Genomic DNA, 21,197 nt, shown 5'->3' with positions numbered 1-21,197 from the left:
GTACATAGAAGGAGAGCGAGCGTGTCGCCAAGCCTGTTCCGACGATAACCAACAGCCCGCTGTGCGTTTTTGCGATTCATCCATTTTTGGCTGCTTTTTATTACAGGCCCAGGTTTTTATGCCCGAATACGTCAATTGGCTTCGTCACGCTTCGCCTTACATCAATGCCCACCGGGATTGCACTTTTGTCGTCATGCTGCCGGGCGATGGTGTAGAGCACCCGAACTTCGGCAATATCGTCCACGACCTGGTGCTGCTCCACAGCCTGGGCGTACGACTGGTGCTGGTCCACGGTTCGCGCCCGCAAATTGAAACCCGCCTCGCCGCCCGCGGCCTGACCCCGGCTTACCACGAAGGCTTGCGCATCACCGATGCCGCAACCCTGGAGTGCGTGATCGATGCGGTCGGCCATCTGCGCATTGCTATCGAAGCGCGCTTGTCGATGGACATGGCCTCTTCGCCGATGCAGGGCTCGCGCCTGCGGGTGGCCAGCGGCAACCTGGTGACGGCGCGCCCGATCGGTGTACTTGAAGGCGTCGACTATCACCACACCGGCGAAGTGCGCCGGGTCGACCGCAAGGGCATCAACCGCCTGCTGGACGAGCGCTCCATCGTGCTGCTGTCGCCGCTGGGCTACTCGCCTACCGGCGAAATCTTCAACCTCGCCTGTGAAGACGTCGCCACCCGCGCGGCCATCGACCTGGGCGCGGACAAGTTGCTGCTGTTCGGTGCCGATCTCGGTCTGATCGACGAGCACGGCCGCCTGGTGCGTGAGTTGCGGCCGCAACAGGTGCCTGCGCACCTGCAACGCTTGGGCAGCAACTACCAGGCTGAGCTGCTGGACGCGGCGGCTGAAGCTTGCCGTGGCGGCGTAGGCCGCAGCCACATTGTCAGTTATGCCGAAGATGGTGCTTTGCTGACCGAGCTGTTCACCCGGGACGGCGGCGGTACGCTGGTGGCCCAGGAACAGTTCGAACTGGTGCGCGAAGCGGCGATTGAAGACGTCGGCGGGTTGCTGGACCTGATCAGCCCGCTGGAAGAGCAGGGGATTCTGGTGCGTCGTTCCCGGGAAGTGCTGGAGCGGGAAATCGAGCAGTTCAGCGTGGTGGAACGTGAAGGCATGATCATCGCCTGTGCGGCGCTGTATCAGATCGCCGACTCCGACGCAGGGGAGCTGGCGTGCCTGGCCGTGAACCCGGAATACCGCCATGGCGGTCGCGGTGACGAACTGCTGGAGCGCATCGAGACCCGTGCCCGGGCCCAGGGTTTGAAGACACTGTTCGTGCTGACGACCCGTACCGCCCACTGGTTCCGCGAGCGTGGTTTTGTGCCGAGCACGGTGGATCGCCTGCCGTCGGCGCGGGCGTCGTTATACAACTATCAGCGTAATTCGAAGATTTTCGAAAAGGCGTTGTAAGCCTGAAGGGGCGAGGGGGCAATCCTCTCGCCTGTCACTTTGGCGAGTCATGCTCCTCGGCGGATGCATCGGCCCTGAACACAGGGTTTGCCAATTTATACATATAACTGACATCAAAGTGACATTATCACCGGGTACGGTGAGGTGGATTGCTGGGACGGCAGGAAAGTTTCATCGATACAAAAACTGTAACAAATTGACGGAATGATGTGCGTTTGGCCATGATGGCGTCGCGTTTTTGATCGTGAGTGACGTATGACCCCGTTTGGTCAACACAAAACGATCTAAAAAAGCGCAAAGACATACTCTTTCGGAAAACGCTTATGGAGCGGCATCGCCTGTCGGCTTGACCGTCCCATGGAAAGCGTTATTCCTGAATGGTATGAAAAAGGACGAAACAATTCTTTTTGGGTGTATGAAAAACTCATTACCCTGCAAGGACCAAATTAACTGCGGTTAGACGAAAGTAGTAGACACACAAGGTTACGATTGACTTGTCAGTCACTATCCGGTGCTAATCGCGCATCTGTGGATCGAGGGCGTCAGACCCGAGACCTAAGAAATACAAAAATTAGAAATGAGAGGAGCGGTACATGAAGAAGTCAACATTGGCGTTGGCCGTAGCTTTGGGGGCAATCGCCCAACAAGCAGGCGCCGCTGGTTTTATCGATGACAGCAAGATCACGCTGGGCGTACGTAACTTTTACATCAACACCGACAACCGCGATCTGAAGCCATCGGCTACCTCGAACACCCGCAGCAAAAACGCTGAATGGGGTCAGGGTTTCGACCTGCGTTTCATCTCGGGTTTTACCCAAGGTACTGTGGGCTTCGGTCTTGACGCCATCGGCCTGTACGGCGTGCGTCTGGATTCCAGCCGCGCTGATCACGGTAACTACACTGGTACTGCTTCCGGCGGCACCGTGTTCCCAAGTGATGGCAACAAGGCCGTTCACGATTTCGCCAGCCTGGGCGTGACCGGTAAGGTCAAGATCTCCCAAACCGTGCTGAAGATCGGTACCTTGCAGCCGAACAACCCGGTGATCAAGACCAACGACGGTCGTCTGTTGCCACAAACCTTCCAGGGCGGCGAGATCTCTTCGAACGAGTTCAAGGACCTGACCCTGACTGCTGGTCAGATCGAGCACTCCAAAGGCCGTAACTCCAGCAACAATGAAGGTCTGTCCCTGGCCGGTGCCAACGGCAGCTCGAACTACGACGCTGGTAACTTCGTCAACAAGTTCTACTACGCCGGTGCTGACTACAAAATCAACAAAGACCTGACCGCTTCGTACTACTTCGGCGAGCTGAAGGATTTCTACTCTCAGAACTTCCTGGGCCTGGTCCACAACTGGGCGATCGGTCCTGGCGTCCTGAAAAGTGACCTGCGCTACTACCGCAGCCGTGACAACGGTGCCAACGGTGATACTGCCGGTTACTACACCTCCGGCTACTACTCGGATCATCCGACCAACGCCACCAAGGTCAAAGGTAAGGTCGACAACGACCTGTACAGCTACCTGGCGCTGTACTCGGTTGCCGGTCACACCTTCGGTGCTGGCTACCAGTACACCAAGGGCGACAGCGACTTCCCTTGGCTGAACCAAGGTGACGGCTCGTCTAACAGCACCATCACCGACATGCAAATCCAGAAGTTTGCCCGTGCTGGCGAACGTACCTGGCAAGCTCGCTACGCCTATGACTTCGCCAAGATCGGCGTACCTGGCCTGACTGCCGGCGTGGTTTACCTCAAAGGTAGCAACATCGACACCACCGTCGGCGAGCGTAACGAGTGGGAACGCGACCTGACCCTGGCTTACGTTGTTCCAGAAGGTCCGCTGAAAAACCTGGGCGTTGCCTGGAAAAACGCGATGTGGCGTACCGACCTGGCGAACACCCGTTCCCAGGACGAAAACCGCGTAATCCTCAGCTACACCTACGCGTTCAAGTAAGAGCGTAAAACCTTGCCCGGCGCAATGCCGGGCAGGGTGCTTTACTTTTCAAGCCGGGCTCAACCCCCGCAAGCCCGTCCTGAACCCCTCTTTGTACAGCGTCTCAAGGCCTTCTCGAACCTTGAAGCGGATGTTGATCCACGCCCGTTGCCAAGTCCAATGAACAGATTTTTAATATTCCTTTATCGTCTAGATAAATCGATATTTATTCTTTTTAAATAATCCGCGACACAGGCACAGTGGGCTCCATAAGCACTCATCAGGAGCCACACCATGAGCCTCAGACTGGGCGACATCGCCCCCGACTTTGAACAGGATTCCAGCGCCGGCAAGATTCGCTTCCACGAGTGGCTGGGCGATAGCTGGGGCGTGCTGTTTTCCCACCCGGCGGACTTCACCCCGGTGTGCACCACCGAGCTGGGTTTCACCGCCAAGCTCAAGGATGAATTCGCCAAGCGGGGCGTCAAGGCCATTGCGCTGTCGGTGGACCCGGTGGACTCCCACCACAAGTGGATCGAAGACATCAACGAAACCCAGAACACCATCGTCAACTTCCCGATCCTGGCCGACGCTGACCGCAAGGTCTCCGACCTGTACGACCTGATCCACCCGAATGCCAGTGACACCCTTACCGTGCGTTCGCTGTTCGTGATTGATCCGAACAAAAAGATTCGCCTGACCATCACCTACCCGGCCAGCACCGGTCGCAACTTCCACGAAATCCTGCGGGTGATCGACTCGCTGCAACTGACCGACAACCACAAAGTCGCGACCCCGGCCAACTGGCAGGACGGTGACGAAGTGGTGATAGTGCCGTCGCTCAAGGACGAGGAAGAGATCAAGAAACGCTTTCCGAAGGGTTACCGGGCGGTGAAGCCGTACCTGCGGCTCACGCCTCAACCGAATCGCTGACACACAACCACATGTGGGAGCGGGCTTGCTCGCGAATGCGCACTGTCAGTTGATGCATCTTTGAATGACACACCGCTTTCGCGAGCAAGCCCGCTCCCACACTTGCGCGCATTTCAAGTCTCACATAGCAGGGGTTTTAAGGCCGTTTCGACGGCCTTTTTTTATGCCTGCGATTTAGTCGGCAGCATATGCATTTAAAGAATAAACAAATGAAAAAATAAGATTTATAGATATATAAATTGGCTGATATGGTCTGTCCCATCTTGGCGCCATCGCCACATAGCGAACCGCCGACACTTTCCAAAGGAATTTCCTACATGCTGGTCGTAACACTTGGTGGTAGCCCCAGCCAACGTTCCCGGTCCGGGGTCTTGCTGGATCACACCCGCAACTGGTTGCAGCAACAAGGCGTGGAAGTGGTGAGTTATCAGATACGGGACTTCCCGGCCGAAGACTTGCTGCACGCGCGGTTCGATAGCCCGAAAATCATCGACCTGTTGCAGCAAGTGGCGAACGCCGATGGCCTGGTGATCGCCACGCCGGTGTACAAGGCTTCGTTTTCCGGCGCGCTGAAAACCATCCTCGACCTGCTGCCTGAACGCGCCCTGGCCCACAAAATAGTGTTGCCGATGGCCACCGGCGGCAGCATCGCCCACATGCTCGCGGTGGACTACGCGCTGAAGCCGGTGCTGTCGGCATTGAAAGCCCAGGAATTGCTCCACGGGATTTTCGCCGAAGACAGCCAGATCGCCTACGGCGAAGGCAGCGCCCAGGCGCAACTGGTGCCGGTGCTGGAACAACGCTTGAGCGAGGCCCTGGAGACGTTCTACAGCGCCATGGCCCGCCGCCCGAAACCCCTTGACCCCAATGTGTTGAATGAACGTTTGTTGAGTGCTCGCTGGAGCATTTAAGCCTTACCCAGCTTTACCTGAATTCGACAAGTACTACTCACCTTACTCAGCCGCCAACGGCCAAGCAGGTGCAGCCAACCCCCTAATCGTATATTTGGAGAGAGCGCCATGCGCACTGTCATCTTGCGTCGTGGTCTGGTCGCACTGTTTGCTGCGGCTGTGTCCTTCGGCGCCATTGTTCAAGCCCAGGCCGCCGAAACCTTGCGGATCGGCTATCAGAAATACGGCACCCTGGTGCTGCTCAAGGCCAAGGGCTCGCTGGAAAAGCGCCTGGCCGAGCAGGGCGTGCAAGTGCAGTGGACCGAGTTTCCCGGCGGCCCGCAGCTGCTGGAAGGGTTGAACGTAGGCTCCATCGACTTCGGCGTGACGGGTGAAACCCCGCCAGTGTTCGCCCAGGCTGCCGGTGCCGATCTGCTCTACGTCGCCTATGAACCGCCGGCGCCTACCAGCGAAGCGATCCTGGTACCGAAAGACTCGCCGATCAAATCGGTGCAAGACCTCAAGGGCAAGAAAGTCGTCCTCAATAAAGGCTCCAACGTGCATTACCTGCTGGTACGTGCCCTGGAAGATGCCGGCCTGAAATACACCGACGTGCAAACCGTGTTCCTGCCGCCCGCCGATGCCCGCGCCGCGTTCGAGCGTGGCAGCGTCGATGCCTGGGTGATCTGGGACCCGTACCAGGCAGCCGCCGAGAAGCAACTGCAAGCCCGCACCCTGCGTGACGGCACCGGCATTGCCGACAACCATCAGTTCTACCTGGCCACCAAGCCGTACGCCGAAAAACACCCTGAAGTGATCAAGACGCTGGTGGAAGAAGTCCGCGCCGTGGGCGAATGGTCCAAGGCCAACCCGGAACAAGTCACCGAACAAGTTGCTCCGCTGCTGGGCCTGCCGGCTGACATCACCCTGACCTCGGTAAAACGCCAGGGCTACGGTGCGCAGTTCCTGACGCCTGAAGTGATCGCGGCGCAGCAGAAAATCGCCGACAGCTTCTACCAACTCAAATTGATCCCCAAACCCTTGAGCATCAAGGACGTGATCTGGACACCACCTGCCGCCGTTGCCAAAGCGCCGTAATCCGACTTCTTCAGGAGACAACTCCATGAGCCTCAATATTTTCTGGTTTCTGCCTACCCACGGCGACGGCCATTACCTTGGCACCGCCGAAGGCGCTCGCGCCGTTGATCACGGTTACTTGCAGCAAGTGGCCCAGGCGGCCGACCGCCTTGGCTTCGGCGGGGTACTGATCCCCACCGGCCGCTCCTGCGAAGATTCGTGGCTGGTGGCGGCGTCGCTGATCCCGGTGACCCAACGCTTGAAATTCCTTGTCGCGCTGCGCCCCGGGATCATTTCCCCGACGGTGGCTGCGCGTCAGGCCGCGACCCTGGATCGTCTGTCCGGCGGCCGCGCGTTGTTCAACCTGGTGACCGGTGGAGACCCGGATGAATTGGCCGGCGACGGTTTGTTCCTGAGCCATGAAGAGCGTTACCAGGCGTCGGTGGAGTTCACCCGCATCTGGCGCCGCGTACTGGAAGGCGAGACCGTCGATTACGACGGCCAGCACATCAGCGTCAAAGGCGCCAAGTTGCTCTATCCGCCGATCCAGCAACCGCGTCCGCCGCTGTATTTCGGTGGCTCTTCCGAAGCGGCCCAGGACCTGGCAGCCGAACAAGTGGAAATGGTCCTGACCTGGGGCGAGCCACCGGCCGCGGTGGCGGAAAAGATTGCACAGGTTCGCGCCAAGGCCGCCAAGCTCGGACGTACCCTGCGCTTCGGCATTCGCCTGCATGTGATCGTGCGTGAAACCAACGCCGAAGCCTGGCAGGCCGCCGACAAACTGATCTCCCACGTGGACGATGAAACCATCGCCCGCGCCCAGGCGTCGTTGTCGCGCTTTGATTCCGTAGGCCAGCAACGCATGGCCGCCTTGCACGGCGGCAGTCGCGACAACCTGGAAGTCAGCCCCAACCTGTGGGCGGGCGTAGGCCTGGTACGCGGTGGCGCCGGCACGGCACTGGTGGGCGATGGCCCGACCGTGGCCGCGCGGGTGAAGGAATACGCGGACCTCGGTATCGACACCTTTATCTTCTCCGGCTACCCACACCTGGAAGAGTCGTATCGCGTAGCGGAGTTGCTGTTCCCGCATCTCGACATCGAGCGTCCCGAGTTGCCGAAAGGCGCCGGCTACGTCAGCCCGTTCGGCGAAATGGTCGCCAACGACATTCTTCCCAAAGCTGCGTCCCAGAGCTGAGGCGCCGCCATGAACCTTGAAAAGTTAAGTCATCGATTGGCGCCCTGGGCGCTGCCGATCCTGTTGCTGGCGGTATGGCAGCTGTCCGTCTCGGCCGGCTGGTTGTCGACGCGCATTCTGCCGGCACCCAGCGCGGTGATCGAAGCGGGTGTCAGCCTGGTGCGTAGCGGCGAAATCTGGACCCACCTGGCCATCAGCGGCTGGCGTGCGGGCCTGGGCTTTGTGATCGGCGGCAGCATCGGCCTGACCCTGGGGTTTATCACCGGCCTGTCGACCTGGGGTGAACGCCTGCTGGACAGCTCGGTGCAGATGATCCGCAACGTGCCGCACCTGGCGCTGATCCCGCTGGTGATCCTGTGGTTCGGCATCGACGAGACGGCGAAGATATTCCTGGTCGCCCTCGGCACGCTGTTCCCGATCTATCTCAATACTTACCACGGCATCCGCAACGTCGACCCGGCGCTGGTGGAAATGGCCCGCAGTTATGGCCTGTCCGGTTTCAGCCTGTTTCGCCAAGTGATTTTGCCGGGCGCCTTGCCTTCGATTCTGGTGGGCGTGCGCTTCGCGCTGGGCTTTATGTGGCTGACGTTGATCGTCGCGGAAACCATCTCCGCCAGTTCCGGTATCGGCTACCTGGCGATGAACGCCCGGGAATTCCTGCAGACCGACGTGGTGGTCCTGGCGATCGTGCTTTACGCGGTCCTCGGCAAGCTGGCAGACCTGGCGGCGCGAGGCCTGGAGCGAGTCTGGCTGCGCTGGCACCCGGCTTATCAAGTGAATAAAGGAGGTGCGGCATGACCGCTCAACAACCTCCACGCCTGCTGCGGGGCATTCCCCTGGCAGTGCGCAAGTTGCGCAAGGCTTTCGGTTCGCGGGAAGTGCTGAAGGAAATCGACCTGCATATTCCTGCCGGTCAATTCGTGGCGGTCGTGGGCCGCAGTGGCTGCGGCAAAAGTACCTTGCTGCGCCTGCTGGCCGGGCTGGACAAAGCCAGCGGCGGCGAACTGCTCGCCGGCTCCGCGCCGCTGAGCGAAGCGATTGAAGACACGCGGTTGATGTTCCAGGAAGCGCGCCTGCTGCCGTGGAAAAAGATCATCGACAACGTGGGCCTTGGCCTCAAGGGCAACTGGCGCCCGCAGGCACTGGAAGCGCTGGAAGCGGTCGGCCTGGCCGAGCGCGCCAATGAATGGCCGGCGGCGTTGTCCGGTGGCCAGAAGCAGCGCGTGGCCCTGGCCCGCGCCCTGATCCACCAACCGCGCCTGTTGCTGCTGGACGAACCGCTGGGGGCGCTGGATGCCCTGACCCGGATCGAGATGCAGCAACTGATCGAGAACCTCTGGCAGAAGCACGGCTTCACCGTGTTGCTGGTGACCCACGACGTCAGCGAAGCCGTGGCCATTGCCGACCGGGTGATTTTGATCGAAGACGGCGAAATCGGCCTCGACCTGCACGTGGAACTCCCACGTCCGCGGGTGCGTGGCTCCCACCGCCTGGCGGCGCTGGAAACCGAAGTGCTTAATCGTGTGTTGTCGCTGCCCGGCACCCCGCCGGAACCCGAACCTGTTTCACCGCTGCCTACGCAATTGCGTTGGGCTCAATAACTCACTTGTCTTACACAGGAAGAACGACCATGACTATCAAAGCCATCAACGTGCGTAACCAGTTCAAAGGCACCATCAAGGAAATCGTCGAAGGCGACGTGCTGTCGGAAATCGACGTACAGACCGCGTCCGGTATCGTCACTTCCGTGATCACCACCCGCTCGGTGAAAGAGCTGGAACTGGTGATCGGCAGTGAAGTGATTGCCTTCGTGAAATCCACCGAGGTGTCGATCGCCAAGTTGTGATCAATGGTTCGCACAAACCCCGAAGGTGAAAGCCTGTCGGGGTTTTTGTCGTTCTCAAGATTGCTTTCGCGAGCAAGCCCGCTCCCACATTTGACCGAGTTCTACCTTTGGAATACGGTCGAATGTGGGAGCGGGCTTGCTCGCGAAGAGGCCCGGACAGGCAACAAAAAATCAGAGCGCAGCCACCCGCTTGGGCAAGAACCCCGGCAGATAAAGCCCCACATACGCATCAAACACCCGCATGCCTTCCTCGGCCATGCGCGGGGTGATTTGCCCGTGCTGATGCACCGAGCGTGCGTAGACGCGGTCGCTCAGTTCCAGGGCCAGGGCAAACACGTCGACATCGGCGGGCAGGCTCGGCACCTCAAAGTGCCGGTTGAACACCTCAAACATCAGGTTTCCCAGCTCTAGGTCGTGCTGGCGGTCGGCCTGTGTCACTTCGGTCAACCCGTGCTGGGCCAGGATCAATTGGCGGGCGGCGGCGTCGTTGCTGTAGATGCTGAGCATGCGCTGCTCCACCACGCAGGACAGGTCGCGCCAGTGCTTGAGTGAATCATGATCGATGGGCGCCTGAATGGCCGCGCGAAAGGCCGCATGAACGTCAGCGGTCAGCGCCTCCAGCAACGCCGGCACGCTGGCGAAGAAGTGATACACCGATGACGGTGGAATCTGCGCCCGCTCGGCCACGCTGTAGATCGACAGGCTGGCCACGCCTTCGGCGGCCAGCAAGGTGCGGGCGGCATCGAGGATCGCGTCGATCCGGGCCTGGCTGCGGGCGCGGGGTTTGCGAGGAGTGGCAGGGCGATTCATTGAAGTCTCCTACAGGGCAGCGGGCATTGTACGCAGAGCCACTGGATGATCCATACCCTGTGGCGAGGGAGCTTGCTCCCGCTGGACTGCGCAGCAGGCCCAAGACCTGCACCTCGGTTCCGCCTGAAAGAACCCGGTGTTCTTATTGGGGCCGCTTCGCAGCCCGGCGGGAGCAGGCTCCCTCGCCACAACAGCCATAAAAAAACGCCGTAGGCCAAAGGCCTGCGGCGTTCTTTTTAGCCCGGCAACCGCTTACACGGTATGCAGGTACCAGTTGTACTCAAGGTCGGAGATGGAGTGTTCGAACTCCTCCAGCTCACTTTCCTTACAGGCGACGAAGATATCGATGTATTTAGGATCGATGTACTTGGCCATCACCTCGCTGTCGTCCAGCTCGCGCAGGGCATCACGCAGGTTGTTCGGCAGGCTCTGTTCGTTCTGCTCGTAGCTGTTGCCTTCCACCGGTGCGCCAGGCTCGATCTTGTTGGTCAGGCCGTGATGCACGCCCGCCAATACCGAAGCCATCAGCAGGTAAGGGTTGGCATCAGCCCCGGCCACACGGTGTTCGATACGTACGGCGTCGGACGAGCCGGTCGGTACGCGAATCGCCACGGTGCGGTTATCCAGGCCCCAGCACGGCGAGTTCGGCACGTAGAACTGTGCGCCGAAACGACGGTAGGAGTTGACGTTAGGGCACAGGAACGCCATTTGGGCGGGTAGGGTCTCCAGCACACCGCCGATCGCGTGACGCAATGCGGCGTTCTGCTCGGGATCCTCGCTGGCAAAGATGTTCTTGCCGTCCTTGTCCAGGATCGAAATGTGCACGTGTAGGCCGTTGCCTGCCTGGCCCGGGTAAGGCTTGGCCATGAAGGTGGTGTCCATCTCATGGTCGTAGGCGATGTTCTTGATCAAGCGCTTGAGCAGTACCGCGTAGTCGCAGGCCTTTATAGGGTCGGCAACGTGATGCAGGTTCACTTCGAACTGCGCCGGGGCACTTTCCTTGACGATGGCGTCGGCAGGGATGCCTTGCTCTTTTGCACCTTCCAGAATGTCCTGGAGGCAGTCGACGTATTCGTCGAGGTCGTCGATCAGGTAGACCTGTGTCGAGTGCGGGCGTTTGCCGGAGATCGGCGAGCGGGGCGGTTGTGGCCGGCCATTCACGTTCTCCTGGTCAATCAGGTAGAACTCCAGCTCGAATGCGGCGCAGATGGTCAGACCGAGGTCGTCAAATTTGCTTACAACTTGGCGGAGTACTTCGCGAGGATCGGCGAAGAAAGGTTCACCTTCGAGTTCGTGCATGGTCATCAGCAGTTGCGCGGTTGGGCGCTTTTGCCAGGGTTCATTGCACAGGGTGTCGGGGATTGGATAACAGATTCGGTCAGCATCACCGATGTCCAGACCCAGGCCGGTGCTTTCCACCGTTGAGCCGTTGATATCCAGGGCAAATAGAGAGGCAGGCAGGTTAATGCCCTTCTCGTAAACCTTGTGGAGGCTGGTGCGTTCGATGCGCTTGCCGCGCACCACACCATTCATATCCGCAATTAGAAGGTCTACGTACAGAACCTCAGGATGATCCTTAAGGAACGCGTTCGCTTCGTTAAGCTGAACGGCACGCGGGGGTACCGACATGATGCAACACCTTTGTTGTTAAAAATATCAATCATTGATCTCTTCGGGTTTCAGTCAACCCGAACGGCATGCCGAAGTCAAGCGAGGCCTTTTTTGCCCTAAAAAAGCGCCGTGAGGGCTTTTTTGGGGCTTTTTGGGGCAATTTTTTGGGATTGGGGCTCTTGGAACCAGCACGTTTGAGCGGGCCGTGTTGCATTTTTTACGGGGGTGTTGTGTAAAAAAATGAACAAGGCTAAGCTCGATTCAAACCCATAACAGCAATAATACCGGGGTGCTTCATGTCTCGCCTGCCGTTAATCGGCGTCACCGCCTGCTCCAAACAGGTCGGTCTGCATGCTTATCACATCAGTGGCGACAAATACGTCCGTGCAGTGGCCACCGCTGCCAAGGGCTTGCCGTTGATTATTCCGTCCCTGGCGGATCTGCTCGACCCGGCCAATATTCTTGACGGTCTGGACGGCATTCTATTTACCGGCTCACCTTCCAATATCGAACCCTTTCACTACGACGGTCCGGCCAGCGCGCCCGGGACTGCTCATGATTCTGCACGGGACCAAACCACCCTGCCGCTGCTGCGTGCAGCCATAGCGGCCGGCGTTCCGGTACTGGGGATTTGCCGTGGCTTCCAGGAAATGAACGTGGCGTTTGGCGGCAGCCTGCACCAGAAGGTTCATGAAGTGCCGGGCATGATGGATCACCGCGAAGACGACACCCAGCCGCTGGACATCCAGTACGGCCCGGCACATCCGGTAACCATCTCCCCGAATGGGGTATTGGCAAGCCTGGGCTTGCCGTCGACGATCCAGGTCAACTCGATTCATTCACAGGGCATTGATCGCCTGGCGGCCGGTTTCCAGGTCGAGGCCACCGCGCCGGATGGCCTGATCGAAGGCTTTTCAGTGCCCGCGGGCAAGGCTTTTGCTTTAGGAGTGCAATGGCACCCCGAATGGCAGGTAAGCTCTAACCCGCACTACCTCGCAATCTTCCAGGCATTTGGCAATGCCTGTCGAAAGCGGGTGATGCAACGCGACGCGGATGCTGCGTCAACTTACGCCTGACCTTTAATGGATGTCAGGAAACACAGCCCAGAGGCATTTATGAGTAACAACCTCGACCAGCTCACCGATTGGTTGAAAGACCACAAGATCACAGAAGTCGAATGCATGATTGGCGACCTCACCGGCATCACCCGGGGCAAGATCTCGCCGACCAACAAGTTCATCGCCGAAAAAGGCATGCGCCTGCCCGAAAGCGTTCTGTTGCAGACCGTGACCGGCGACTATGTCGAAGACGACATCTATTACGAATTGCTCGACCCGGCCGACATCGACATGATCTGCCGCCCGGACGAGAACGCGGTGTACCTCGTGCCCTGGGCCATAGAGCCTACGGCCCAGGTGATCCACGACACCTACGACAAGCAAGGCAACCCGATCGAGCTGTCGCCGCGCAACGTGCTCAAGAAAGTCCTCAAGCTCTACGCCGACAAGGGCTGGCAGCCCATCGTGGCGCCGGAGATGGAGTTCTACCTGACCAAACGCTGCGAAGACCCGGACTTCCCGCTGCAACCGCCGATTGGCCGTTCCGGTCGCCCGGAGACTGGCCGCCAGTCCTTCTCTATAGAAGCGGCCAACGAATTCGACCCGTTGTTCGAAGACGTCTACGACTGGTGCGAGCTGCAGGAACTGGACCTCGACACGTTGATCCACGAAGACGGCACGGCGCAGATGGAAATCAACTTCCGTCACGGCGACGCACTGTCCCTGGCCGACCAGATCCTGGTGTTCAAGCGCACCATGCGCGAAGCGGCGCTCAAGCACGACGTGGCGGCCACCTTCATGGCCAAGCCCATGACCGGCGAGCCCGGCAGTGCAATGCACCTGCACCAGAGCATCATCGATATCGCCACCGGCAAGAACGTGTTCTCCAATGAAGACGGGACCAAGAGCGAGCTGTTCCTGCACCACATCGGCGGCCTGCAGAAATTCATCCCCGAGCTGTTGCCGCTGTTCGCCCCTAACGTCAACTCGTTCCGCCGCTTCCTGCCCGACACCTCGGCGCCGGTCAACGTGGAGTGGGGCGAAGAGAACCGCACCGTTGGCCTGCGGGTTCCGGACGCCGGCCCACAAAACCGTCGGGTGGAAAACCGCCTGCCCGGTGCCGACGCCAACCCGTACCTGGCGATTGCCGCCAGCTTGCTGTGTGGCTACATCGGCATGGTCGAAGGCATCAGCCCAAGCGCACCGGTGGTGGGCCGTGGTTACGAGCGCCGCAACCTGCGCCTGCCGCTGACCATCGAAGACGCCCTGGAACGCATGGAAAACAGCAAGACCATCGAGAAATACCTGGGTCACAAATTCATCACAGGCTACGTCGCGGTCAAGCGGGCCGAGCATGAAAACTTCAAGCGCGTGATCAGTTCGTGGGAGCGGGAATTCCTGCTCTTCGCCGTCTGATGCGCCGGGCGCGCCCTTCAAACGGCGCGTCCTCACCTGAAACATCTAGGAGATTGGTATGTCCAGCAGCAACCCGCAAACCCGTGAATGGCAAGCCTTGAGCAGCGATCACCACCTGGCGCCGTTCAGCGACTTCAAGCAATTGAAAGAGAAAGGCCCACGGATCATCACCAAAGCCCACGGCGTTTACCTGTGGGACAGCGAAGGCAACAAGATTCTCGACGGCATGGCCGGCCTGTGGTGCGTGGCGATCGGTTACGGTCGCGATGAACTGGCTGATGCGGCCGCCAAGCAGATGAAAGAACTGCCTTACTACAACCTGTTCTTCCAGACCGCCCACCCGCCCGTGCTGGAACTGGCCAAAGCCATCTCCGATATCGCCCCGCAGGGCATGAACCACGTGTTCTTCACCGGCTCCGGCTCCGAAGGCAACGACACCATGCTGCGTATGGTCCGCCACTACTGGGCGATCAAAGGCCAGCCGAACAAGAAAACCATCATCAGCCGCAAGAATGGCTACCACGGTTCAACCGTGGCCGGCGCCAGCCTCGGCGGCATGACTTATATGCATGAACAAGGCGACTTGCCGATCCCGGGCATCGTCCACATCGCCCAGCCTTACTGGTTCGGCGAAGGCGGCGACATGAGCCCGGAAGAATTCGGCGTGTGGGCGGCCAACCAGCTGGAAGAGAAGATCCTGGAACTGGGCGTGGACAACGTCGGTGCCTTTATTGCCGAGCCGATCCAGGGTGCCGGTGGCGTGATCGTGCCGCCAGACAGCTACTGGCCGCGCATCAAGGAAATCCTCGCCAAGTACGACATCCTGTTCGTGGCTGACGAAGTGATCTGTGGGTTTGGCCGCACCGGTGAGTGGTTCGGTAGCGATTTCTACGGCCTCAAGCCCGACATGATGACCATCGCCAAGGGCCTGACCTCCGGCTACATCCCGATGGGCGGCCTGATCGTGCGCGACGAAGTGGTCGCCGTGCTGAACGAAGGCGGTGATTTCAACCACGGCTTCACCTATTCCGGTCACCCGGTGGCGGCAGCGGTAGCCCTGGAAAACATCCGCATCATGCGCGATGAACAAATTGTTAAGCACGTGCACGACGAAACGGCACCCTATTTGCAAAAGCGTTTGAGGGAACTGGCTGATCACCCGCTGGTGGGTGAAGTTCGCGGTGTGGGCATGCTCGGTGCCATCGAACTGGTTCAGGACAAGGCAACGCGCAAGCGTTATGAAGGCCGTGGTGTTGGCATGATCTGCCGCACGTTCTGCTTCGAGAATGGCCTGATCATGCGCGCCGTGGGCGACACCATGATCATTTCGCCACCGCTGGTGATCAGCAAGGCCGAGATAGACGAGTTGGTGACCAAGGCGCGGCACTGCCTGGACCTGACTTTGGCGGCATTGCAGGGCTAAATGCTAGGCTCAGAACGCAGCGCCTGTCGGGCGCTGCTTCTGGGGTGTTAGAAAAGCGGGGCATTGGTTGAAAGCCGGCCCCTGAACTTGCCAGACTGTCGCCCTGTTTTGTCGCCCTTAGACGGGCTGCGAAACACGTTGTAAGTAAAGAACGAACGTGGCCCAAAAAAGAAAAAATTGGAGCATGACCGAATGAAGGCATTAGGTTTGAAGAACGCTGGCAAGACCCTCCTGGCCTTGTCCCTGATGGGGGCCATGGCAGGCGCGGCAAACGCCGACGATAAAGTGCTGCACGTTTATAACTGGTCCGACTACATCGCACCGGACACCATCGCGAACTTTGAAAAAGAGTCCGGGATCAAGGTGGTCTATGACGTGTTCGACTCCAACGAAACCCTGGAAGCCAAGTTGCTGGCAGGCAAGTCCGGCTACGACATTGTCGTGCCGTCGAACAACTTCCTCGCCAAGCAGATCAAGGCCGGTGTTTACCAGGAACTGGACAAGTCCAAGCTGTCGAACTACGACAACCTGAACAAGTCCCTGCTTAAAGCAGTGTCCATCAGCGACCCGGACAACAAGCACGCCTTCCCGTACATGTGGGGCTCGATCGGCATCGGCTACAACCCGGAGAAGGTCAAGGCCGCACTGGGCATCGACAAGATCGACTCGTGGGACACCATCCTCAAGCCGGAAAACCTCGCCAAGCTCAAAGGCTGCGGTGTGAGCTTCCTCGACTCGCCAACCGAAATGCTGCCAGTGGCACTGCATTACCTGGGCCTGCCGACCGACACCCAGAAGAAGGAAGACCTCAAGCAAGCCGAGGCCCTGTTCCTCAAGCTGCGTCCTTCGATCGGCTACTTCCACTCGTCCAAGTACATTTCCGACCTGGCCAACGGCAACATCTGCGTAGCCGTGGGTTATTCGGGTGACGTGCAACAGGCCAAGTCCCGCGCGGCTGAAGCCGGTGGCAAGGTCAAGGTTGCCTATGACATTCCGAAAGAAGGTGCCGGCAGCTTCTATGACATGGTCGCCATCCCTAAAGATGCCGAGAACGTCGACGCTGCCTACAAGTTCATGAACTACCTGCTGAAGCCGGAAGTCATGGCGGGCATTACCAACAGCGTACGTTTCCCGAACGGTAACGAGAAAGCTACCGCGTTGGTCGACAAAGACATCACCAGCGACCCAGGCATTTATCCGCCAGCGGACGTGCAAGCCAAGCTGTATGCCATTGCTGACTTGCCGGCTGCTACTCAGCGGGAAATGACCCGCAGCTGGACAAAAATCAAATCGGGCAAGTAAAGCCGCTTTGATACCTGTTTTGCTAACTGCCGCGATGCGCGCGGTGGTTAGCGAAACAATTAAATGACAGAAAGTTTTGCCGGATCGGTTTATCGAGGGTAAGTTGCGCGCCGGTTTTGTTGCCGGGCAACAACTTCGGGCCCAACTATTTAAGAGGACCTCCACTTGCCAATTTCTTTATTTCGCAAAGCCTTGCTGGTGGGTGCAGGTATCACGCTGGCTGTCAGCGTGCAGGCCGCCCCGACTGTGCATATTTATAACTGGTCGGACTACATCGGCCCGGACACCCTGGCCAACTTTGAAAAGGCCACCGGCATCAAGCCGGTCTACGACGTGTTTGACTCCAACGAAACCCTGGAAGGCAAGTTGCTCGCCGGGCGTACCGGGTATGACGTGGTCGTGCCGTCGAACCACTTCCTCGGCAAGCAGATCAAGGCCGGCGCGTTCCAGAAGCTCGACAAGTCGCAACTGACCCACTACGCCAACCTCGACCCGGCGCTGCTCAAGCGTCTGGAAAAGAACGACCCGGGCAACCAGTACGCCGTGCCGTACCTGTGGGGCACCAATGGCATTGGCTACAACGTCGACAAGGTCAAGGAAGTATTGGGCGTCGACCATATCGACTCCTGGGCCGTGCTGTTCGAGCCGGAAAACATGAAGAAGCTGGCCACGTGCGGTGTGTCGTTCATGGACTCGGCGGATGAAATGCTGCCGGCGGTGCTCAACTACATGGGCCTCAACCCCAACAGCACCAACCCTGAAGACTACAAGAAGGCTGAAGAGAAACTCCTGAAAGTGCGTCCCTACGTGACCTACTTCCATTCTTCCAAATACATCTCGGACCTGGCCAACGGCAACATCTGCGTGGCGGCCGGCTTCTCCGGTGATGTGTTCCAGGCCAAGGCTCGTGCAGCCGAGGCGGGCAAGGGCGTGAACATCGCCTACGTGATTCCGAAAGAAGGCGGCAACCTGTGGTTCGACGTGCTGGCCATCCCCAAGGATGCGACCAACGTCAAAGAGGCCCTCGCCTTCATCAACTATTTGCTGAAACCTGAAGTGATCGCTCAGGTCAGTGATTACGTCGGTTACGCCAACCCTAACCCAGGGGCGGACAAACTGATGGAGCAATCGATACGCACCGACGAAGCGGTTTACCCACCGCAGGCGGTTCTCGACCGGACTTTTGTCAACTTCGAGCTACCCCCGAAAGTGCAACGTTTGATGACCCGTAGCTGGACCAAGGTCAAGACGGGCAAGTAAGGCTTAACGCTCAAACTATCCAAGGCTGGCCCGTATTGGGCGAGCTGCACTCTTTTTATTCTGGGAGTTTCGTAAATGGCAGTTGCCTCCGGCGCCTATAAGAAAGCCCTCGAGGGCGACCAGACACCGAAAAAGGTGCTGGTCAAAATCGACCGGGTCACGAAGAAGTTCGACGAGACGATTGCGGTGGACGATGTGTCCCTGGAAATCAAGAAAGGCGAAATCTTTGCCTTGCTCGGCGGATCGGGTTCGGGCAAATCCACCTTGCTGCGCATGCTCGCAGGCTTCGAGCGCCCAACGGAAGGACGCATTTACCTCGACGGTGTGGACATCACCGACATGCCGCCGTACGAGCGGCCGATCAACATGATGTTCCAGTCCTACGCCTTGTTCCCCCACATGACCGTGGCCCAGAACATCGCGTTTGGCCTGCAGCAGGACAAGATCCCCAAGGCCGAGGTCGACGCCCGTGTGGCCGAGATGCTCAAGCTGGTGCAGATGAGCCAGTACGCCAAGCGCAAGCCGCACCAGCTGTCTGGCGGCCAGCGTCAGCGGGTGGCGCTGGCGCGTTCCCTGGCCAAGCGTCCGAAACTGCTGCTGCTCGATGAGCCGATGGGCGCACTCGACAAGAAGCTGCGTTCGCAGATGCAACTGGAACTGGTGGAGATCATCGAGCGCGTGGGCGTGACCTGCGTGATGGTGACCCACGACCAGGAAGAGGCCATGACCATGGCCGAGCGCATCGCGATCATGCACCTGGGCTGGATCGCCCAGATCGGCAGCCCGATCGACATCTATGAAACGCCGACCAGCCGCCTGGTGTGCGAGTTCATCGGCAACGTCAACATTTTCGACACCCAGGTGGTGGACGACGCCGAAGGCCACGCGGTACTCAAGTGCCCGGACCTGGACCGCGATATCTACGTCGGCTACGGCATCGCCACTTCGGTGGAAGACAAGTCGGTGACCTACGCCATCCGCCCTGAAAAGCTGCTGGTGACCACCGAAATGCCGACCTGCGAGCACAACTGGTCCAGCGGCAAGGTGCACGACATCGCCTACCTCGGCGGCCATTCGGTGTTCTACGTCGAATTGCCGAGCGGCAAGCTGGTGCAATCCTTCGTGGCCAATGCCGAACGCCGTGGCCAGCGCCCTACCTGGGGCGACCAGGTGTACGTGTGGTGGGAAGACGACAGCGGCGTGGTACTTCGCTCATGAACATGAAGAAGTTCAAACGCCAGCTGCAACGAATAACCCCCGGTGGCCGGCATGTGGTCATCGGGATCCCTTTCCTCTGGTTGTTCCTGTTCTTCATGCTGCCGTTCTTCATCGTATTGAAGATCAGCTTTGCCGAAGCCGACGTGGCGATCCCGCCTTACACCGAGATCTACACCTTCGTTGAACAGAAACTGCAGTTGGTGCTGAACCTGGCCAACTACGGGATGCTGGGCGATGACGAGTTGTACATCGCGGCGTACCTGGGCTCGCTGAAGATGGCGTTTTTCAGCACCATCCTCTGCCTGCTGATCGGCTACCCGATGGCCTACGCCATTGCCAGCGCACGCAAGGAAATCCAGACCGTGCTGGTGCTGCTGATCATGATGCCGACCTGGACTGCGATCCTGATCCGGGTCTATGCGTGGATGGGCATCCTCAGCAACAACGGGTTGCTCAACGGCTTCCTGATGTCCATCGGGTTGATCAACGAACCGCTGCAGATTCTCAACACCAACATCGCGGTGTATATCGGCGTGGTCTATTCGTACCTGCCGTTCATGATCCTGCCGCTGTACGCCAACCTGGTGAAGCACGACCAGAGCCTGCTGGAAGCCGCGTCGGACCTGGGTTCGAGCACCTTCAACAGCTTCTGGAAAATCACCGTGCCGCTGTCCAAGAACGGCATCATCGCCGGCTGCATGCTGGTGTTTATCCCGGTGGTGGGCGAGTTCGTGATCCCGGAACTGCTGGGCGGTCCGGAAACCCTGATGATCGGTAAAGTGTTGTGGCAAGAATTCTTCAACAACCGTGACTGGCCGGTGGCGTCTGCCCTGGCGGTGGTGATGCTGGCGATCCTGATCGTGCCGATCATCCTGTTCAACCGCAGCCAAGCCAAAGAGATGGAGGGCAAGATATGAAGCGCGTCAGTTTCTCAAGCTTCATGCTGGTGGCGGGGTTGCTGTTCATCTACCTGCCGATGCTGATCCTGGTGATCTACTCGTTCAACGAATCCAAACTGGTGACGGTGTGGGGCGGTTGGTCGATCAAGTGGTACGTCGGCCTGTTGGACAACACCCAGTTGATGGGCTCGGTCGGTCGCTCCCTGGAAATCGCCTGCTACACCGCGATTGCGGCGGTGGCACTCGGTACGTTGGCGGCGTTCGTGCTGACGCGCATCAGCCAGTTCAAGGGCCGCACGCTGTTCGGCGGCCTGGTGACGGCACCTCTGGTGATGCCGGAAGTGATCACCGGCCTGTCGCTGTTGCTGCTGTTCGTGGCCATGGCGCAGATGATCGGCTGGCCGCAGGAACGTGGCCTGGTGACCATCTGGATCGCCCACACCACGTTCTGTTCGGCGTATGTGGCGGTGGTGGTGTCGGCGCGCTTGCGTGAGCTGGACCTGTCGATTGAAGAGGCAGCCATGGACCTGGGTGCGCGGCCGTGGAAGGTGTTCTTCCTGATCACCATCCCGATGATCGCGCCGTCGCTGGCGGCGGGCGGCATGATGTCGTTCGCGCTGTCGCTGGATGACCTGGTGTTGGCCAGCTTCGTGTCGGGGCCGGGTTCGACCACGTTGCCGATGGAAGTGTTCTCGGCGGTTCGCCTGGGGGTTAAACCCGAGATCAACGCCGTGGCCAGCCTGATTCTGTTGGCGGTGTCGATCGTGACCTTCCTGGTGTGGTTCTTCAGCCGTCGTGCGGAAGAGCACCGCAAGAAAGCGATCCAGCAGGCGATTGAAGAAGCGGCTGCGGATGGTTGGGAGAAGCCGGCGGATTCGCGTCGGGCTCCAGCACCGGTCTAATCAGGTAGC

Annotated in this window: 19 protein-coding genes; 17 read left to right on the top strand and 2 right to left on the bottom strand. The window is 59.2% G+C overall.

What is annotated here, in order from left to right; translation table 11 throughout:
* Window positions 1-118: 118 nt before the first annotated feature.
* The 9 genes from argA to HX869_RS02145 all read left to right on the top strand — a co-directional run bounded on the left by argA (window position 119) and on the right by HX869_RS02145 (window position 9,289).
* On the top strand, window positions 119-1,417 hold the full coding sequence (argA, locus tag HX869_RS02185; protein ID WP_010167865.1) for an amino-acid N-acetyltransferase: 1,299 nt from the start codon (window positions 119-121) through the stop codon (window positions 1,415-1,417).
* A 593-nt stretch (window positions 1,418-2,010) separates the two neighbouring features.
* Complete coding sequence (locus tag HX869_RS02180) at window positions 2,011-3,369, top strand: OprD family porin (protein WP_003213912.1); 1,359 nt, start codon at window positions 2,011-2,013, stop codon at window positions 3,367-3,369.
* A gap of 273 nt (window positions 3,370-3,642) precedes the next feature.
* A complete protein-coding gene (locus HX869_RS02175; protein WP_003213910.1) occupies window positions 3,643-4,281 on the top strand; it encodes a peroxiredoxin in 639 nt (212 codons plus the stop codon).
* Between the two features lie 317 nt (window positions 4,282-4,598).
* Window positions 4,599-5,192 carry an NADPH-dependent FMN reductase gene (ssuE, locus tag HX869_RS02170; RefSeq protein WP_003213909.1) on the top strand — a complete coding sequence of 198 codons (594 nt, stop codon included), beginning with the start codon at window positions 4,599-4,601 and terminating at the stop codon, window positions 5,190-5,192.
* Window positions 5,193-5,300: 108 nt separating this feature from the next.
* Entirely contained in the window at window positions 5,301-6,269 is a 969-nt protein-coding gene (locus HX869_RS02165; protein WP_003213907.1) for a sulfonate ABC transporter substrate-binding protein, read from the top strand.
* Window positions 6,270-6,294: 25 nt separating this feature from the next.
* Window positions 6,295-7,443, top strand: coding sequence for an FMNH2-dependent alkanesulfonate monooxygenase (gene ssuD / locus HX869_RS02160; protein WP_003213905.1), 1,149 nt, complete (start codon window positions 6,295-6,297; stop codon window positions 7,441-7,443).
* Window positions 7,444-7,452: 9 nt separating this feature from the next.
* Window positions 7,453-8,241: an aliphatic sulfonate ABC transporter permease SsuC gene (ssuC, locus tag HX869_RS02155; RefSeq protein ID WP_008438905.1), complete on the top strand. Its 789-nt coding sequence runs from the start codon at window positions 7,453-7,455 to the stop codon at window positions 8,239-8,241.
* Window positions 8,238-9,044, top strand: a complete 807-nt coding sequence (ssuB, locus tag HX869_RS02150; RefSeq protein WP_003213901.1) for an aliphatic sulfonates ABC transporter ATP-binding protein — start codon at window positions 8,238-8,240, stop codon at window positions 9,042-9,044. Before ssuC ends, ssuB begins: the two co-directional genes overlap by 4 nt.
* 29 nt (window positions 9,045-9,073) lie before the next feature.
* Window positions 9,074-9,289, top strand: coding sequence for a molybdopterin-binding protein (locus HX869_RS02145; RefSeq protein ID WP_003213899.1), 216 nt, complete (start codon window positions 9,074-9,076; stop codon window positions 9,287-9,289).
* Window positions 9,290-9,460: 171 nt separating this feature from the next.
* On the opposite strand, the gene HX869_RS02140 is transcribed toward HX869_RS02145, so the two are convergent.
* Together HX869_RS02140 and HX869_RS02135 are read right to left on the bottom strand one after the other, a co-directional pair.
* Window positions 9,461-10,099 (bottom strand): TetR/AcrR family transcriptional regulator, encoded by a 639-nt coding sequence (locus HX869_RS02140; RefSeq protein ID WP_008438907.1) that lies wholly within the window; start codon window positions 10,097-10,099, stop codon window positions 9,461-9,463.
* A 252-nt stretch (window positions 10,100-10,351) separates the two neighbouring features.
* Window positions 10,352-11,728, bottom strand: coding sequence for a glutamine synthetase family protein (locus HX869_RS02135; protein ID WP_003213894.1), 1,377 nt, complete (start codon window positions 11,726-11,728; stop codon window positions 10,352-10,354).
* 278 nt (window positions 11,729-12,006) lie between these two features.
* Here HX869_RS02135 and HX869_RS02130 point away from each other — a divergent pair, with 278 nt between their 5' ends.
* The 8 genes from HX869_RS02130 (at window position 12,007) to HX869_RS02095 (ending at window position 21,188) form a co-directional block, all read left to right on the top strand.
* Entirely contained in the window at window positions 12,007-12,786 is a 780-nt protein-coding gene (locus HX869_RS02130) for a gamma-glutamyl-gamma-aminobutyrate hydrolase family protein (protein WP_003213893.1), read from the top strand.
* 39 nt (window positions 12,787-12,825) lie between these two features.
* The gene (locus HX869_RS02125; RefSeq protein WP_003213891.1) at window positions 12,826-14,184 is read left to right on the top strand and encodes a glutamine synthetase family protein; all 1,359 of its coding nucleotides are present in this window, start codon (window positions 12,826-12,828) and stop codon (window positions 14,182-14,184) included.
* A gap of 58 nt (window positions 14,185-14,242) precedes the next feature.
* Complete coding sequence (locus HX869_RS02120; RefSeq protein WP_178902693.1) at window positions 14,243-15,607, top strand: aspartate aminotransferase family protein; 1,365 nt, start codon at window positions 14,243-14,245, stop codon at window positions 15,605-15,607.
* Between the two features lie 207 nt (window positions 15,608-15,814).
* Window positions 15,815-16,909, top strand: coding sequence for a polyamine ABC transporter substrate-binding protein (locus HX869_RS02115; protein WP_177009125.1), 1,095 nt, complete (start codon window positions 15,815-15,817; stop codon window positions 16,907-16,909).
* Between the two features lie 165 nt (window positions 16,910-17,074).
* Complete coding sequence (locus tag HX869_RS02110) at window positions 17,075-18,169, top strand: polyamine ABC transporter substrate-binding protein (protein WP_003213885.1); 1,095 nt, start codon at window positions 17,075-17,077, stop codon at window positions 18,167-18,169.
* A gap of 75 nt (window positions 18,170-18,244) precedes the next feature.
* Window positions 18,245-19,387: an ABC transporter ATP-binding protein gene (locus HX869_RS02105; protein ID WP_003195240.1), complete on the top strand. Its 1,143-nt coding sequence runs from the start codon at window positions 18,245-18,247 to the stop codon at window positions 19,385-19,387.
* The gene (locus tag HX869_RS02100; protein ID WP_003213882.1) at window positions 19,384-20,304 is read left to right on the top strand and encodes an ABC transporter permease subunit; all 921 of its coding nucleotides are present in this window, start codon (window positions 19,384-19,386) and stop codon (window positions 20,302-20,304) included. The genes HX869_RS02105 and HX869_RS02100 overlap by 4 nt, the downstream gene beginning before the upstream one ends.
* Complete coding sequence (locus HX869_RS02095; RefSeq protein ID WP_008438909.1) at window positions 20,301-21,188, top strand: ABC transporter permease subunit; 888 nt, start codon at window positions 20,301-20,303, stop codon at window positions 21,186-21,188. Before HX869_RS02100 ends, HX869_RS02095 begins: the two co-directional genes overlap by 4 nt.
* Window positions 21,189-21,197: the final 9 nt, after the last annotated feature.

This window comes from Pseudomonas sp. P7779, from assembly GCF_013386315.1.
GTDB lineage: Bacteria > Pseudomonadota > Gammaproteobacteria > Pseudomonadales > Pseudomonadaceae > Aquipseudomonas.
Note: the sequence above shows the minus strand (reverse complement) of the source record. Positions and strands in the feature narration are given on the sequence as shown.